Source organism: Bacillus sp. S71 (genome assembly GCF_016625265.1).
GTDB lineage: Bacteria > Bacillota > Bacilli > Bacillales > Bacillaceae_G > Bacillus_A > Bacillus_A cereus.
Window position 1 is genome coordinate 1 of sequence record NZ_JACVUW010000028.1, and the last position, 14,699, is coordinate 14,699.

Below are 14,699 nucleotides of genomic sequence, written 5' to 3' on the forward strand. Positions count from 1 at the left end.
AGGACGTCGCCAAGCAACTAAAAACACAAGTCTTTTGACTTGTGTTTTTTTTATTTCCCATGAAATAGATTAGGTTCTGTTAGTAAAAATGATGAAATATAGTAAGGGATTTTTTGAGCAGAAATATTAAGAAATTGATAAATAAATGGATAATCTTCAGAGCCATAGCTTCCAAGTAAGTCATACCACCAATCTGTTTCATACCTAGAAATCATGCTTAAATTATAGAGCAATAAATAATGAACGAGGAGTTCAGGTAATACTGGTTTAGGATTTCTAGGATCAGTTGTAAGTGGTAAATAATAAGTATTAGTAAGATATTCATAGTATAAAGGAGTACTGTACATAGGATTCCATGATTGAATTGGCGCCGTAAAAAGTAAATTCGATTCATTAGATTTCTCAGGTACATGTTGCATTGATAAATGCTTACAAGATGTTTCAATGTAGCGAGAAAATCTCTCTTTAGTCATATGTAATCGATCTAGTAGGTTGACTGAAAAGGAGAGCTCATTTTTAATTGTTGAATCGATTTTATATAAAGTTGATCCTTTTTGACTATAGCGGAACAAATTTTGTAATTCTGGAATATTTCCCATTAGTTCTAACATGTTAAATTTTTCTGCTTCTAAGTGTTTCATGTGAAACAGTTGTTCTGCAACATGAGTAAACAATCCGTTTTTTTGTACCTTCACCTCATCTTCTAAAAATTGATACCCTTGTTTTTTTCGTTTGCGAGTTGTAACGCCATGAGCTAAAACAGTAGTGGATTCAGGATAGTTAGGATCAATGGTTAGTAGACATGCTTTAAAAAGTTGGCTAATTCCATAAAATAACAACATTGGTTGAATGGAAAATGGAGCTGTCTTATATAATTCATAATAATTTTTCCCGTGTTCTAAGTAATAAATAAAGGGATAACAATTTTCAAAACTTTTTTTTTCGGCATCCTGAATAGAGGATTTTTCATAACAACGGGCAAGATAACGTTGTACGTTTTGAGATGAAAAAAAGAAACTTAACTGCTGCCAAGTGCAAGATGTTTGATGCATATATTACGCTCCTTTTATTGTCTAAAAATTCTAACATATATATACGTCCTTGACAGTATTTTAACCAATTGATAAGCTACTAATAATAATTTCTGGTATCATAGGGGGAACAATTATGTGGGAATCTAAATTTGTTAAAGAAGGTTTGACTTTTGATGATGTATTACTTGTACCAGCTAGGTCAGATATATTACCAAGAGAAGTAAGTGTTAAAACAGTTTTATCTGAAAGCTTACAGCTAAACATCCCGTTAATTAGTGCAGGAATGGATACAGTAACAGAAGCTGACATGGCTATTGCAATGGCTCGCCAAGGTGGTTTAGGAATTATTCATAAGAATATGTCTATTGAGCAACAAGCAGAGCAAGTTGATAAAGTAAAGCGCTCTGAAAGCGGCGTTATTTCAGATCCTTTCTTCTTAACTCCAGAACATCAAGTATATGATGCAGAACATCTTATGGGAAAATATCGTATCTCAGGTGTACCGGTTGTAAATAATTTAGATGAGCGAAAATTAGTTGGTATTATTACAAACCGTGATATGCGCTTCATCCAAGACTACTCAATCAAAATTTCTGACGTAATGACAAAAGAACAATTAATTACAGCTCCAGTTGGTACTACACTGGAAGAAGCTGAAAAGATCCTACAAAAGTATAAAATTGAAAAACTCCCTCTTGTTGATAATAACGGTGTATTACAAGGGCTGATTACAATAAAAGATATTGAAAAAGTAATTGAATTCCCAAACTCTGCTAAAGATAAGCAAGGACGCTTATTAGTTGGAGCGGCAGTTGGTGTAACAGCTGATGCTATGCTTCGTATCGATGCATTAGTAAAAGCTAGTGTAGATGCAATTGTACTTGATACAGCTCATGGGCATTCTAAAGGCGTTATTGATAAGGTAAAAGAAGTTCGTGCTAAATATCCATCATTAAATATTATCGCTGGAAATGTTGCTACAGCTGAAGCAACGAAAGCATTAATTGAAGCTGGTGCAAACGTAGTTAAAGTTGGTATTGGACCAGGTTCTATTTGTACAACACGTGTTGTAGCTGGTGTTGGTGTACCACAATTAACAGCAGTTTATGATTGTGCAACCGAAGCTCGTAAACACGGTATTCCAGTTATTGCTGATGGCGGTGTTAAGTACTCTGGTGATATGGTTAAAGCTTTAGCAGCAGGAGCACATGTTGTTATGCTAGGTAGTATGTTTGCTGGTGTTGCCGAAAGTCCTGGAGAAACTGAAATTTACCAAGGTCGTCAATTTAAAGTGTATCGTGGTATGGGTTCTGTCGGTGCGATGGAAAAAGGAAGTAAAGATCGTTACTTCCAAGAAGGAAATAAAAAACTTGTTCCAGAAGGTATTGAAGGACGAGTACCATATAAAGGACCTTTAGCAGATACAGTTCACCAATTAGTTGGTGGCTTACGTGCAGGTATGGGATATTGCGGAGCACAGGATTTAGAATTCTTACGCGAAAATGCACAATTCATTCGTATGTCAGGTGCAGGCTTACGTGAAAGTCATCCTCATCACGTACAAATTACAAAAGAGGCTCCAAACTACTCATTATAATGTCTTATATACAAATAGACAGAGATTTGATATCTCTGTCTATTTTTTTTTGATTATGTTAGAATAACGGTTATGTGAGTACATAGATATTGGGGGTAGCAAAAGTGAAAGGTATGTTTTGCAAAAGATTCATTGCTTTGGTAACAGTGCTTACACTAGCTTGTAGCATTTTTATTCCATATAGCAATGCATCAGCTGAAACAGGAGCCGCTTTAAACATTGAAGCAGGCGCGGCAATTTTAGTAGAAGCGAATTCTGGGAAAATTTTATATCAAAAGAATGCAGATGAATTATTATCCATTGCTAGTATGACAAAGATGATGAGTGAATATTTAGTTCACGAAGCAGTGGATAAAGGAAAACTTAAGTGGGACCAGAAAATTAAGGTTTCTGAATATGCATATAAGGTTTCACAAGATGCTTCATTATCAAATGTTGCATTAGAAAATGGTGGCTCTTATACAGTAAAAGAGTTATATGAGGCAATGGCAATCTTTTCTGCAAATGGTGCAACAATTGCATTAGCAGAAGCAATTGCAGGTAAAGAAGTAGATTTCGTAAAAATGATGAATGATAAATCGAAAGAACTAGGGTTGAAAAATTATAAATTTGTCAATTCTACAGGTTTAACGAATAAAGATTTAAAGGGAATGCACCCTGAAGGAACAACAGCAGATGAAGAAAATAAAATGTCTGCAAAGGATGTTGCAACTTTAGCACAACATTTAATTAAAGATTATCCAAAAGTGTTAGATACAGCAAAAATTCCTAAAAAAGAATTCCGTCCAGAAAAAGAGAAGTTTGCAATGTCAAACTGGAACTGGATGTTAAAGGGCTTAGTTAAAGAATATGATGGCGTAGATGGTCTGAAAACAGGCTCAACTCCAGAAGCAGGAGATTGCTTCACTGGTACGGTTGAAAGAAACGGTATGCGTTTTATTTCTGTAGTTATTAAAACAAGTTCTCATACAGCACGTTTTGATGAAACAAAGAAGCTATATGATTATGGATTTGCTAACTTTGAAGTGAAACAAATGTATAAAAAAGGTTCTTCAGTAAAAGGACAAGAAACAGTAAGAGTAGAAAATGCGAAAGATAAAGATGTAGCAGTTCAAACGAAACAAGCTATTTCACTTCCAGTGCCAAAAGGAAGTAAAGATGTTTATAAAACAGAATTAAAAGAATCAAGTAAGGGACAAGAAGCACCTATTAAAAAGGGAGCTGCGCTTGGTCAAATGGTAATTACGCCAAAAGATACAAACGACCCTGGATTTTTAACTGGTAAGTCGTTGCAAGTGGATCTTGTAACAACATCTGAAGTAGAAGAAGCAAACTGGTTTACTCGTGCTATGCGCGGAATTGGTTCATTCTTTAGTGGTATGTGGAATAGTGCTGTTGATACAGTAAAAGGTTGGTTTTAGAAGCTCCTCATGGTAGGGGCTTTTTTTTTATTCCTATTTTTCATACCGACTTTATGAAAAAGTAGTAGACAAGCATCTGATAGTTAGTGGTAGAATGTAAGAGTATTCTTAATTTTCGCCTTTAACGGGGGAAAGCAATTCACCTAGGGGGGTTTTTGTACATGACAAATGTAACAGGGACAGAGCGTGTAAAACGTGGAATGGCAGAAATGCAAAAAGGCGGCGTTATTATGGACGTAATTAACGCTGAACAAGCAAAAATTGCAGAAGAGGCAGGCGCAGTTGCCGTTATGGCATTAGAGCGTGTACCAGCAGACATTCGTGCAGCAGGTGGCGTTTCTCGTATGGCAGACCCAACAATCGTTGAAGAAGTTATGGGTGCAGTGTCAATTCCGGTTATGGCAAAATGCCGTATCGGTCACCTTGTAGAAGCACGTGTATTAGAATCATTAGGGGTAGACTATATCGATGAGAGTGAAGTATTAACTCCTGCTGATGAAGTATACCATTTAAATAAACGTGATTACACAGTTCCATTTGTATGTGGTTGCCGTGATATCGGAGAAGCTGCACGTCGTATTGCAGAAGGTGCATCTATGCTTCGTACAAAAGGTGAACCAGGAACAGGAAACATTGTAGAGGCAGTGCGTCATATGCGCCAAGTCAATGCAGAAATCCGTCAAGTTGCGAGTCTACGTGAAGATGAGTTAATGACATATGCAAAAAATACGGGTGCTCCTTACGAAGTATTACTTGAAATTAAACGTCTTGGTCGCTTACCAGTTGTAAACTTTGCGGCAGGTGGTATAGCAACGCCAGCAGATGCTGCATTAATGATGCAACTTGGTGCTGATGGGGTATTTGTTGGATCTGGTATCTTCAAATCAGAAAACCCAGAGAGATTTGCACGTGCAATTGTTGAAGCAACGACTCATTATGAAGATTACGAACTAATTGCAAGTCTTTCTAAAGGATTAGGTAATGCAATGAAGGGTATCGAAATTTCAACGTTATTACCAGAACAACGCATGCAAGAGCGTGGATGGTAATTAAAGGAGAACTTTAAAATGGTGAAAATCGGTGTACTAGGTCTTCAAGGTGCAGTTCGTGAACATGTAAAATCAGTTGAAGCAAGTGGTGCAGAAGCTGTTGTTGTAAAGCGTATAGAGCAACTTGAAGAGATTGATGGTCTTATTTTACCAGGCGGTGAAAGTACAACAATGCGCCGTCTTATTGATAAGTATGCTTTCATGGAACCACTTCGCACATTTGCAAAGTCTGGTAAACCAATGTTTGGTACGTGTGCAGGGATGATTCTTCTTGCGAAAACACTTATTGGCTATGAAGAAGCACATATTGGTGCTATGGATATTACAGTTGAGCGCAATGCGTTCGGACGCCAAAAGGATAGTTTTGAAGCTGCGCTTTCAATTGAAGGCGTGGGTGAAGACTTCGTTGGTGTATTTATCCGTGCGCCGTATGTTGTAGAAGTAGCTGATAATGTTGAAGTGCTTTCTAAGCATGGTGACCGAATGGTAGCGGTAAGACAAGATCAGTTTTTAGCTGCTTCATTCCATCCAGAATTAACAGATGATCATCGTGTAACAGCATACTTTGTTGAAATGGTAAAAGAAGCGAAAATGAAAAAAGTTGTATAAGTAACTTGCAACTTGTATAAGATTATAGTAAATTGATGGTAACAATTTTATAAAATAAGCGTGTTGATAGGAAATAGTAACAAATGTTGTTTCTTATAGAGAGTCGATGGTTGGTGGAAATCGATAGAAACAGTTTGTGAATCCATCCTGGAATGGAATGTGGAACATCTTTTGGATTAGTAAGCATTCCCGGTGAAGAGCCGTTATTTCTACTTGAGAGGAAAGCGGTAATGCTTTCAACTAGGGTGGCAACGCGGGTTAACTCCCGTCCCTTTATATAGGGACGGGAGTTTTTTGTGTTTTATAAAATAAAAGGAGGAGTATATAATGCTTGATATTAAATTTTTACGTACAAACTTTGAAGAAGTAAAAGCGAAATTACAGCATAGAGGTGAAGATCTAACTGATTTCGGACGTTTTGAAGAACTTGATACGAGAAGAAGAGAACTACTTGTTCAGACAGAAGAATTAAAAAGTAAACGTAATGAAGTGTCTCAACAAATCTCTGTATTAAAGCGCGAAAAGAAAGATGCAGAAGCTCTAATTTTAGAAATGCGTGAGGTTGGAGAAAAAGTAAAGGATTTTGATAACGAACTTCGCACAGTTGAAGAAGACTTAGAAAGATTAATGTTATCTATTCCAAATATCCCTCATGAGTCTGCTCCAGTCGGTGAAACAGAGGATGATAATGTAGTAGCGCGTACTTGGGGAGAAGTAAAAGAATTTACTTTTGAACCAAAACCACATTGGGATCTTGCTACTGATTTAGGAATTTTAGATTTTGAACGCGCTGGGAAAGTAACAGGAAGCCGCTTCGTATTTTACAAAGGTGCTGGTGCAAGATTAGAGCGTGCTTTAATTAGCTTTATGCTTGATCTTCATACTGATGAGCATGGATATGAAGAAGTATTACCTCCATATATGGTAAACCGTGCAAGTATGACAGGAACAGGACAACTTCCAAAGTTTGAAGAAGATGCATTCCGTATTGAAAGTGAAGATTATTTCTTAATTCCAACAGCTGAAGTACCTGTAACGAATATGCATCGTGATGAGATTTTAAATAAAGAGCAATTGCCTATAAGATATGCTGCATTTAGCTCTTGCTTCCGCTCTGAAGCAGGTTCAGCTGGTCGCGATACACGCGGTTTAATTCGCCAGCATCAGTTCAATAAAGTAGAGCTTGTGAAGTTCGTAAAACCAGAAGATTCTTATGAAGAGTTAGAAAAATTAACAAATGATGCAGAACGCGTGTTACAATTATTAGAGTTGCCATATCGCGTTATGAGCATGTGCACAGGCGATTTAGGATTTACAGCAGCGAAGAAATACGATATTGAAGTATGGATTCCAAGCTATGGCACATATCGTGAAATTTCTTCTTGTAGTAATTTTGAAGCTTTCCAAGCGAGACGTGCAAATATCCGTTTCCGCCGTGAGCCAAATGGAAAACCAGAACATGTCCATACATTAAATGGATCTGGTCTTGCAATTGGACGTACGGTTGCAGCTATTTTAGAGAACTACCAACAAGAAGATGGTACAATTATAATTCCAGAAGTTCTTCGCCCTTATATGGGAGGAAAAACAGTTATTAAGTAAATTTAAACATTCATCGGTATGAGTGATTGGTAATTATGAGCGTTGTCAGTACTGTAATGTAGGAAGGGGAAAGTAAAATTTTCCTTTCCTCATAATTTATTTTAGTAGGGTTGACTAACTGTTTTTCTTTTGATATTATATTTGATGTCAATATGGAGGTATACCCAAGTCTGGCTGAAGGGATCGGTCTTGAAAACCGACAGGCGGCGAGAGTCGCGCGGGGGTTCGAATCCCTCTACCTCCTCCAGATATAATTGACAACAGCGCATATAAGTGGAGATTGGAGAACTCGTTACCAACACGTAACGAGTTTTTATTTTAAAACCAATCATAAAGTATGGTGTAAGGTAATTTTGTCCTTATTACACACTCATATTCCGATGATTATCTTCATAGATATGAAAGGAGTCAACATGGATCTTATTATACAAACGTTTCCTTTAGATGGAAAAACTTTATATTATGTACAATGTCCTGTCTGTAAGAACAATAGAATTTTAAACAGTGGTGCAAACGTATCACGCATTATTAGTGATGATACATTCCGTAAACTTTGTGGTTGTACTTGTGATGTAAAACCAGCTACGAATAAAGTAGAGGTGCCAAAACAAGTTAAAAAAGCAGCTGTAAAGAAAGAAGCGGCTCCAAAACGTACAGGTAAAGTATTAACGGCAGTAATTAATGGGAAAGAAATGACTGTTAAAGAGATTGCTGAAGCATACGATATTAGTACAAGTACTGTTCGTCAGCGTATTAACGCAGGAAAACCTGAGAGTGAAATTATTGCTCCAACAAAGAAGAAGTAATTTAATAGGAAAACCCGTGCATATGCACGGGTTTTTTATTTTACAAGTTTACGTGTTTGTTTTAAAAAATGGCCAATTTTTTTAATGATTGGTTCGATTGAATCCCCATCTTTTAAAATATCGTACTCATTAATATTTAAGCGTAATACAGGGCATGAATTAAAGTTGTTAATCCAGTTTTCATAACGTCCATGCATTTCTTTCCAGTACTCAATTGGCGTTTGCTGTTCCATTGGGCGTCCGCGTTCTTGAATACGATCGACAATATCATCGAAAGAACCTTCTAAGTAAATTAATAAGTCTGGATGAGGGAAGTAAGGAGTCATGACCATAGCGTCAAATAACCCTTTGTATGTTTCATAATCAGTTTCCGTCATCGTACCTTTTTCATGATGCATCTTTGCGAAAATTCCAGTGTCTTCGTAAATAGAACGATCTTGAACAAAACCGCCACCGTATTCAAAAATTCTTTTTTGTTCCTTAAATCGTTCTGCTAAAAAGTACACTTGTAGGTGGAAGCTCCAGCGAGTGAAGTCCGCATAGAACTTGTCCAAGTATGGATTGGAATCTACTTTTTCAAATGATGTGCGATAACCTAAAGCATTAGCTAATGCAGTTGTCATAGTTGATTTACCCACACCTACCGTTCCGGCGATAGTGATTACTGCGTCATTGGGTATATCATATTTTTGCCTTAAATTCATTATTATTTCGACTCCTTTAAGAGAGTATTTTGAAGGGCAGATAGGATGACGTTTAAATCATCAGGATTTTTTACAAAATCCATATCGTCTCCATTAAATTTCAATACTGGTATTTCCGGATGATCTTTTTTAAAAGCATCCATTGCTGTTTCATAATCTTTTGTGAGCTGTAGTAAGTAATTTGGATCCATGTTTTTTTCAAATTCTCTTCCGCGCATGGCGATTCGTTTTTGCAATGTTTCTAGGCTAGCTGTTAAATAAACAATGACGTTTGGCACAGGCATATCTTGTGTAAGGATACGATAAATTTGCATGTACTTGTCATATTGAGAGTCTTTTAATGTGCGGGATGCAAAAATTAAATTTTTAAAGATATGGTAATCCGCTACTACTGGTTTCCTTTGATTCAAATACTTTATGTTAATATCTTCTAATTGTTTGTATCTATTACAAAGAAAGAACATCTCTGTTTGAAAACTCCATTCGTCGATGTCTTCATAGAACTTTCCTAAAAAGGGATTTTCATCAACAATCTCTTTTAGTAAGTGGAGTTGCATGTGAGTTGAAATTTCCTTCGCAAGTGAAGTTTTTCCAACACCAATTGGTCCTTCAACCGTGATAAATGGTACTCCGGTCACGCTGTTTCCTCCTTTCAATCAGTGATTTACCGTGACTACTAAAAACACAAAACAGAATTATTGTAGCACAAGAGGGAAGCGAGCGGGTTAATTTGATATAAAAAGTTAGAAAATAGATATATGTATTAATTAAATTTTATTTTGGATGACGATGTTATATTTGCTTTCAATGTAGTTTCCATTATTTTTAAAGCATGTATATTATCTTGGTCGTTGTTAGAGGCGATACAATCCTGTGGTACATACAATGTATAATTTCTCATATGGGCATCATTAGCTGTAAATAGGATACATATATTTCCGGCAACTCCTGTTAATATTAGATTTTCTATTTTTAAATAACCTAGTAATGAATTTAAAGGTGTTTCATAAAAAGCGGAATAATGTGGTTTAATAAAAATGTAATCATCAGAACTTGGAGCAATCTTATGGATTATATTTTCGCTATATTTATTTGTGCAATGAGTAATAAGTTGGTCGATATCAGATCTCCAAAGTTGATAATGGTCATTAACGTAAATTATAGGATAGCCGAAGGATTTCATTTTTTTCTTTAATTGTAAAATAGGGTTTGTGATAGTCTCACATTTTTGAGCTAGAATGGGTCCGTGGGAAAATTGAAAGTCATTAATCATATCGATAATGAGCAAGGCGGTATTTTTCATATGTAATCCCCTCTCTTTTTTCTTTTAGGGTGGATTGAATATGTAAAAGTTATCCCCTGTGTAGTAAATGGAAATAAGTGTACTTTATTTGTAATGAAAGGACTATGTTATGGAACAAGATCAAGATATTTATTTTATGCAATTAGCGATAGAAGAAGCCAAAAAGGCAGAGGAAATACAGGAAGTGCCAATTGGAGCAGTTATAGTGTTAGATGGTGAGGTAATTAGTGTTGCCCATAATTTAAGGGAAACTGAGCAAAGATCAATAGCTCATGCTGAGTTGCTAGCAATAGATGAGGCGTGTAAAAAATTAGGGACATGGCGTTTAGAAGATGCAACATTGTATGTAACATTAGAACCTTGTCCAATGTGTGCGGGTGGAATTGTTTTATCACGAGTGAAGCGAGTTGTATATGGTGCAAGTGATCCGAAGGGCGGGTGTGCAGGGACATTAATGAATCTTTTAACAGATGAACGCTTCAATCATCAATGTGAAGTAGTATCTGGTGTATTAGAGGAAGAATGCGGTACGTTGTTAACAAACTTTTTTAGAGAGCTTCGTAAAAAAAGAAAAGCGATAAAAAAATTAGAGAAAAATACTGGGAACTAACGTATTTGCATTTTATAAAGAAACAAGTTATACTGATAATGCCTTTAATGAAGGCAACCGAATATTGGTTTTAACTTTGCCGTGCTAAGCGGGGAGGTAGCGGTGCCCTATACTCGCAATCCGCTCTAGCGAGGCCGAATCCCCTCTCGAGGTTATGTTGCTGTAAGGTCTGCCTTAAGTAAGTGGTGTTGACGTTTGGGTCCTGCGCAACGGGACCCCGTGAACCTTGTCAGGTCCGGAAGGAAGCAGCAATAAGCGGGTCTTCTCGTGTGCCGCAGGAGTGCCTGAACCGAGCTAACTGTTTGAGTAACGCTTATGGTACGTAATCGACGGAGGGTGCACGGCAGTTATATATGTATACAAAACTCACCTTAATACAAAGGTGAGTTTTTTGTATAGAAAATAACTTTTGGAATCTATAAACAGAATGGGTTATAATAAATGAGATAATAACCTTTGAGGGAGGCCGTATTTTCGTGTCATACCAAGCGTTATACCGAACATGGAGACCGCAAAAGTTCGAAGATGTAGTCGGTCAAAAGCACGTGACAAAAACGTTGCAAAATGCCCTTCTTCAAGAGAAAGTTTCACATGCTTATTTATTTTCTGGTCCTAGGGGAACAGGAAAAACGACAATTGCAAAAGTATTTGCAAAAGCAATTAACTGTGAACATGCTCCGGTAGCTGAACCTTGTAATGAATGTCCTTCTTGTTTAGGAATTACACAAGGATCCATTTCAGATGTATTAGAAATTGATGCGGCTTCAAATAACGGTGTAGATGAAATTCGAGATATTAGAGATAAAGTAAAATATGCTCCAAGTGCTGTAGAATATAAAGTATACATTATTGATGAAGTTCACATGCTTTCTATGGGTGCATTCAATGCGCTTTTAAAAACCTTAGAAGAGCCGCCAGGACATGTTATCTTTATTTTGGCGACAACAGAACCTCATAAGATCCCGCCTACAATTATTTCGCGTTGTCAGCGTTTTGAATTCCGAAAAATATCAGTGAATGATATTGTTGAGAGATTATCAACGGTTGTGACAAACGAAGGTACGCAAGTGGAAGATGAAGCATTACAAATTGTTGCCCGTGCTGCTGAAGGTGGTATGCGTGACGCGCTTAGTCTTATTGATCAGGCTATATCTTATAGTGATGAGATTGTTACGACAGAAGATGTATTGGCCGTAACAGGATCTGTTTCTCAGCAATACTTAGGCAATTTAGTAGAATGCATACGTGAAAATGATGTATCAAGAGCATTACAGATCATAGATGAAATGATGAGTAAAGGGAAGGATCCAGTTCGTTTTATGGAGGATTTCATTTACTATTATCGTGATATGCTTTTATATCAAACTTCACCGCAACTAGAACATATGTTGGAACGAGTAATTGTAGATGATCAATTCCGTAAGTTGAGTGAAGAAATGCAACCGGAAGTGATCTATGAGATTATTCATACCCTTAGTAAGGGACAACAGGAAATGAAGTGGACAAATCATCCGCGTATTTTCTTAGAAGTTGTTATGGTGCAATTGTGTCAACAGTTTATGATGCAAGCAAACGGTACTGATCGTTTGCAAGCAATTATGAACAGGATGCAGCAATTGGAGAAAGAGTTAGAGCAAGTCAAAAAGAACGGTGTGCCAGCTGGTGTACAACAGGAAGTAAGAGAGACACGTGCAACACCAAAACCCGTACGAACAGGAAGTATGAAGATTCCTGTCGGGCGTGTAAATGAAGTATTAAAACAAGCGAAGCGTCAAGATTTAGAACAATTAAAAGCTGTATGGGGTGAGTTGTTAGGAAGACTCAAATCATATAACAAAGTAGCGTTTGCTGTTCTACTAGAAAATAGCGAACCAGTGGCAGCTTCAGATGACACTTACGTTTTAGCATTTCAATATGAGATTCACTGTAAGATGGCGAGCGAAAATCGAGAAGCTATGGATACAGTAGAACAAGCTTTATTTGAATTGCTAAGTAAAAGGTTAAATATGATTGCCATTCCAAAAAGTGAATGGGGTAAAATCCGTGAAGACTTTTTACAACGTGAAGGTGGAGAGTCTGAAGAAAGCCCGGAGAAAAAGGAAGACCCTCTTATAGAAGAGGCAGTGAAATTAGTAGGACAAGAACTCATTGAAATAAAAGAGTAATAATAATTAGGAGGAATTAATTATGATGCGTGGCGGAATGGGAAATATGAATAACATGATGAAACAAATGCAAAAGATGCAAAAAGACATGGCGAAAGCACAAGAAGAGCTTGGTGAAAAAACAGTTGAAGGTACAGCTGGCGGCGGAATGATTACAGTTATTGCAAATGGTCACAAGCAAATTCTTGAAGTTAAGATTAAAGAAGAGGTTGTAGATCCAGAGGATATCGAAATGTTACAAGACTTAGTGTTAGCTGCAACAAATGATGCACTTAAAAAGGCTGATGAGCTATCAAACTCTACGATGGGTAAATTTACAAAAGGCTTAAACTTACCAGGTGGAATGTTCTAGGAGGATATTGATACATGCATTATCCAGAACCAATATCAAAACTAATCGATAGTTTTATGAAGTTGCCAGGTATCGGACCGAAAACAGCGGTTCGATTGGCATTTTTCGTATTAGATATGAAAGAAGATGATGTGTTAGGTTTTGCGAAAGCACTTGTAAATGCGAAGCGAGATTTAGCGTATTGTTCTGTATGTGGACATATTACTGATCGTGATCCTTGTTATATTTGTAATGATTCGCATCGAGATCAATCAGTTGTTTGTGTCGTGCAAGAACCGAAAGATGTAATCGCAATGGAAAAAATGAAAGAGTATCAAGGTGTATATCATGTGTTACGTGGTGCGATTTCTCCTATGGAGGGAATTGGACCGGAAGACATTAATATCCCGCAACTCTTAAAGCGACTACATGATGAAACGGTACAAGAAGTAATATTAGCAACAAACCCTAATATTGAAGGGGAAGCTACAGCGATGTATATCTCCCGCCTCTTAAAACCTACAGGCATTAAAGTAACTCGTATTGCACATGGTCTGCCAGTTGGTGGAGATTTAGAATATGCAGATGAAGTGACACTATCGAAAGCATTAGAAGGTCGCAGAGAAGTATAAGAGGAGAAACAAAAATGTTCTTTCAAAAAAAGGGTAAATTGCGTAAAGAGTATGATGATAAGTTAATTGTACTTTTGGAAAAAGTGAAGAATGAGTGGTTACGTCAGAAGAGAATGGTCGAACAAAGTGTAGAACCATCTCAAGATGTCATTTGTTCTTTGAAAATAGCAGAGGCGAAATATTTCTTCTTGTTGAAAGAAGCAAAGCGTCGTCCTGTAAAAATGGAACAATGGTAAAGGGTTCTGCTTTCTGAGCAGGCCTTTTTATTTTATTTGTTAAATGCTGAGGTGTTGTTTTATTAGGTTTATATGAAAGAGATGCCGTTTATGATAACTGTTCTTTTTTATTGTCTTGTCCCATACAAATAGATGTATAGGTCATTCATAAGGAGGAAAAAATGAATTCTACAATTATTATTGTTGGCATTCTTACTTTAGTGTTTATTTTTCTTGTTTTTGGTGTTGCCTCTAAGCCATTACGTTTTATAGGAAAGGTGATTTTTCATGTTACTCTAGGCATAGCATTGCTCTTTATCGTAAATGTTGTAGGGACATATTTTGATTTTCATATCCCAATTAACATGGGTACAGCGGCAATAACGAGTTTATTAGGCCTACCAGGTGTGGCGGCATTAGTGATTATTAAGCTTTATATCATGCCAAGATAAAATTATTTTGGCATTTTTTTAAAAAGTGTTGACTATTAAATGATTAATATGGTAAATTAATAAGCGTCGTCAGGAACGAAAGAAAAAAGTTGTTGACAGATTTAATGAGAAATGTTAAATTATAAAAGTCGCTGAAACGCGATATTGAACTTTGAAAACTAAACGAAAC

General features: G+C 36.7%; 16 protein-coding genes, 1 tRNA gene, 1 other RNA gene and 1 other annotated feature. Of the genes, 14 read left to right on the plus strand and 4 right to left on the minus strand.

Going from position 1 to position 14,699, the window contains the following annotated elements; translation table 11 throughout:
- Positions 1-50: 50 nt before the first annotated feature.
- Positions 51-1,052, minus strand: a complete 1,002-nt coding sequence (locus IBT51_RS26695; protein WP_069354727.1) for a YaaC family protein — start codon at positions 1,050-1,052, stop codon at positions 51-53.
- Positions 1,053-1,167: 115 nt separating this feature from the next.
- Here IBT51_RS26695 and guaB point away from each other — a divergent pair, with 115 nt between their 5' ends.
- From guaB to IBT51_RS26730, 7 genes are all read left to right on the plus strand, one after another.
- Positions 1,168-2,631 carry an IMP dehydrogenase gene (guaB, locus tag IBT51_RS26700; protein WP_000264089.1) on the plus strand — a complete coding sequence of 488 codons (1,464 nt, stop codon included), beginning with the start codon at positions 1,168-1,170 and terminating at the stop codon, positions 2,629-2,631.
- Positions 2,632-2,744: 113 nt separating this feature from the next.
- Positions 2,745-4,052, plus strand: coding sequence for a D-alanyl-D-alanine carboxypeptidase DacA (gene dacA / locus IBT51_RS26705; protein WP_139213359.1), 1,308 nt, complete (start codon positions 2,745-2,747; stop codon positions 4,050-4,052).
- A gap of 161 nt (positions 4,053-4,213) precedes the next feature.
- Positions 4,214-5,101: a pyridoxal 5'-phosphate synthase lyase subunit PdxS gene (gene pdxS, locus IBT51_RS26710; protein WP_000186154.1), complete on the plus strand. Its 888-nt coding sequence runs from the start codon at positions 4,214-4,216 to the stop codon at positions 5,099-5,101.
- 18 nt (positions 5,102-5,119) lie between these two features.
- Positions 5,120-5,710, plus strand: coding sequence for a pyridoxal 5'-phosphate synthase glutaminase subunit PdxT (gene pdxT / locus IBT51_RS26715; RefSeq protein ID WP_000238785.1), 591 nt, complete (start codon positions 5,120-5,122; stop codon positions 5,708-5,710).
- Between the two features lie 54 nt (positions 5,711-5,764).
- Positions 5,765-5,986, plus strand: a binding site (T-box leader).
- A 51-nt stretch (positions 5,987-6,037) separates the two neighbouring features.
- Positions 6,038-7,312, plus strand: coding sequence for a serine--tRNA ligase (serS, locus tag IBT51_RS26720; protein WP_000884174.1), 1,275 nt, complete (start codon positions 6,038-6,040; stop codon positions 7,310-7,312).
- 154 nt (positions 7,313-7,466) lie between these two features.
- Positions 7,467-7,559: transfer RNA gene (locus IBT51_RS26725), tRNA-Ser, on the plus strand.
- A gap of 166 nt (positions 7,560-7,725) precedes the next feature.
- Positions 7,726-8,118 carry a sigma factor-like helix-turn-helix DNA-binding protein gene (locus tag IBT51_RS26730; protein WP_000364192.1) on the plus strand — a complete coding sequence of 131 codons (393 nt, stop codon included), beginning with the start codon at positions 7,726-7,728 and terminating at the stop codon, positions 8,116-8,118.
- A gap of 35 nt (positions 8,119-8,153) precedes the next feature.
- On the opposite strand, the gene IBT51_RS26735 is transcribed toward IBT51_RS26730, so the two are convergent.
- The 3 genes from IBT51_RS26735 to IBT51_RS26745 form a co-directional block, all read right to left on the minus strand.
- Positions 8,154-8,822: a deoxynucleoside kinase gene (locus IBT51_RS26735; RefSeq protein WP_001053585.1), complete on the minus strand. Its 669-nt coding sequence runs from the start codon at positions 8,820-8,822 to the stop codon at positions 8,154-8,156.
- A 2-nt stretch (positions 8,823-8,824) separates the two neighbouring features.
- A complete protein-coding gene (locus IBT51_RS26740) occupies positions 8,825-9,460 on the minus strand; it encodes a deoxynucleoside kinase (protein ID WP_000148218.1) in 636 nt (211 codons plus the stop codon).
- 125 nt (positions 9,461-9,585) lie between these two features.
- On the minus strand, positions 9,586-10,125 hold the full coding sequence (locus IBT51_RS26745; RefSeq protein ID WP_053563255.1) for a cysteine hydrolase family protein: 540 nt from the start codon (positions 10,123-10,125) through the stop codon (positions 9,586-9,588).
- Positions 10,126-10,234: 109 nt separating this feature from the next.
- Here IBT51_RS26745 and tadA point away from each other — a divergent pair, with 109 nt between their 5' ends.
- The 7 genes from tadA (at position 10,235) to IBT51_RS26780 (ending at position 14,530) form a co-directional block, all read left to right on the plus strand.
- A complete protein-coding gene (gene tadA / locus IBT51_RS26750) occupies positions 10,235-10,735 on the plus strand; it encodes a tRNA adenosine(34) deaminase TadA (protein ID WP_000434330.1) in 501 nt (166 codons plus the stop codon).
- A 79-nt stretch (positions 10,736-10,814) separates the two neighbouring features.
- An RNA gene (gene ffs / locus IBT51_RS26755) (signal recognition particle sRNA large type) lies at positions 10,815-11,079 on the plus strand.
- Between the two features lie 132 nt (positions 11,080-11,211).
- Complete coding sequence (gene dnaX / locus IBT51_RS26760; RefSeq protein ID WP_000121561.1) at positions 11,212-12,900, plus strand: DNA polymerase III subunit gamma/tau; 1,689 nt, start codon at positions 11,212-11,214, stop codon at positions 12,898-12,900.
- A gap of 25 nt (positions 12,901-12,925) precedes the next feature.
- A complete protein-coding gene (locus IBT51_RS26765; RefSeq protein ID WP_014894853.1) occupies positions 12,926-13,252 on the plus strand; it encodes a YbaB/EbfC family nucleoid-associated protein in 327 nt (108 codons plus the stop codon).
- A gap of 14 nt (positions 13,253-13,266) precedes the next feature.
- Positions 13,267-13,863: a recombination protein RecR gene (gene recR, locus IBT51_RS26770; protein WP_000559169.1), complete on the plus strand. Its 597-nt coding sequence runs from the start codon at positions 13,267-13,269 to the stop codon at positions 13,861-13,863.
- A gap of 14 nt (positions 13,864-13,877) precedes the next feature.
- Positions 13,878-14,099 carry a YaaL family protein gene (locus IBT51_RS26775; RefSeq protein WP_000466019.1) on the plus strand — a complete coding sequence of 74 codons (222 nt, stop codon included), beginning with the start codon at positions 13,878-13,880 and terminating at the stop codon, positions 14,097-14,099.
- A gap of 161 nt (positions 14,100-14,260) precedes the next feature.
- Positions 14,261-14,530 (plus strand): pro-sigmaK processing inhibitor BofA family protein, encoded by a 270-nt coding sequence (locus tag IBT51_RS26780; protein WP_001089273.1) that lies wholly within the window; start codon positions 14,261-14,263, stop codon positions 14,528-14,530.
- Positions 14,531-14,699: the final 169 nt, after the last annotated feature.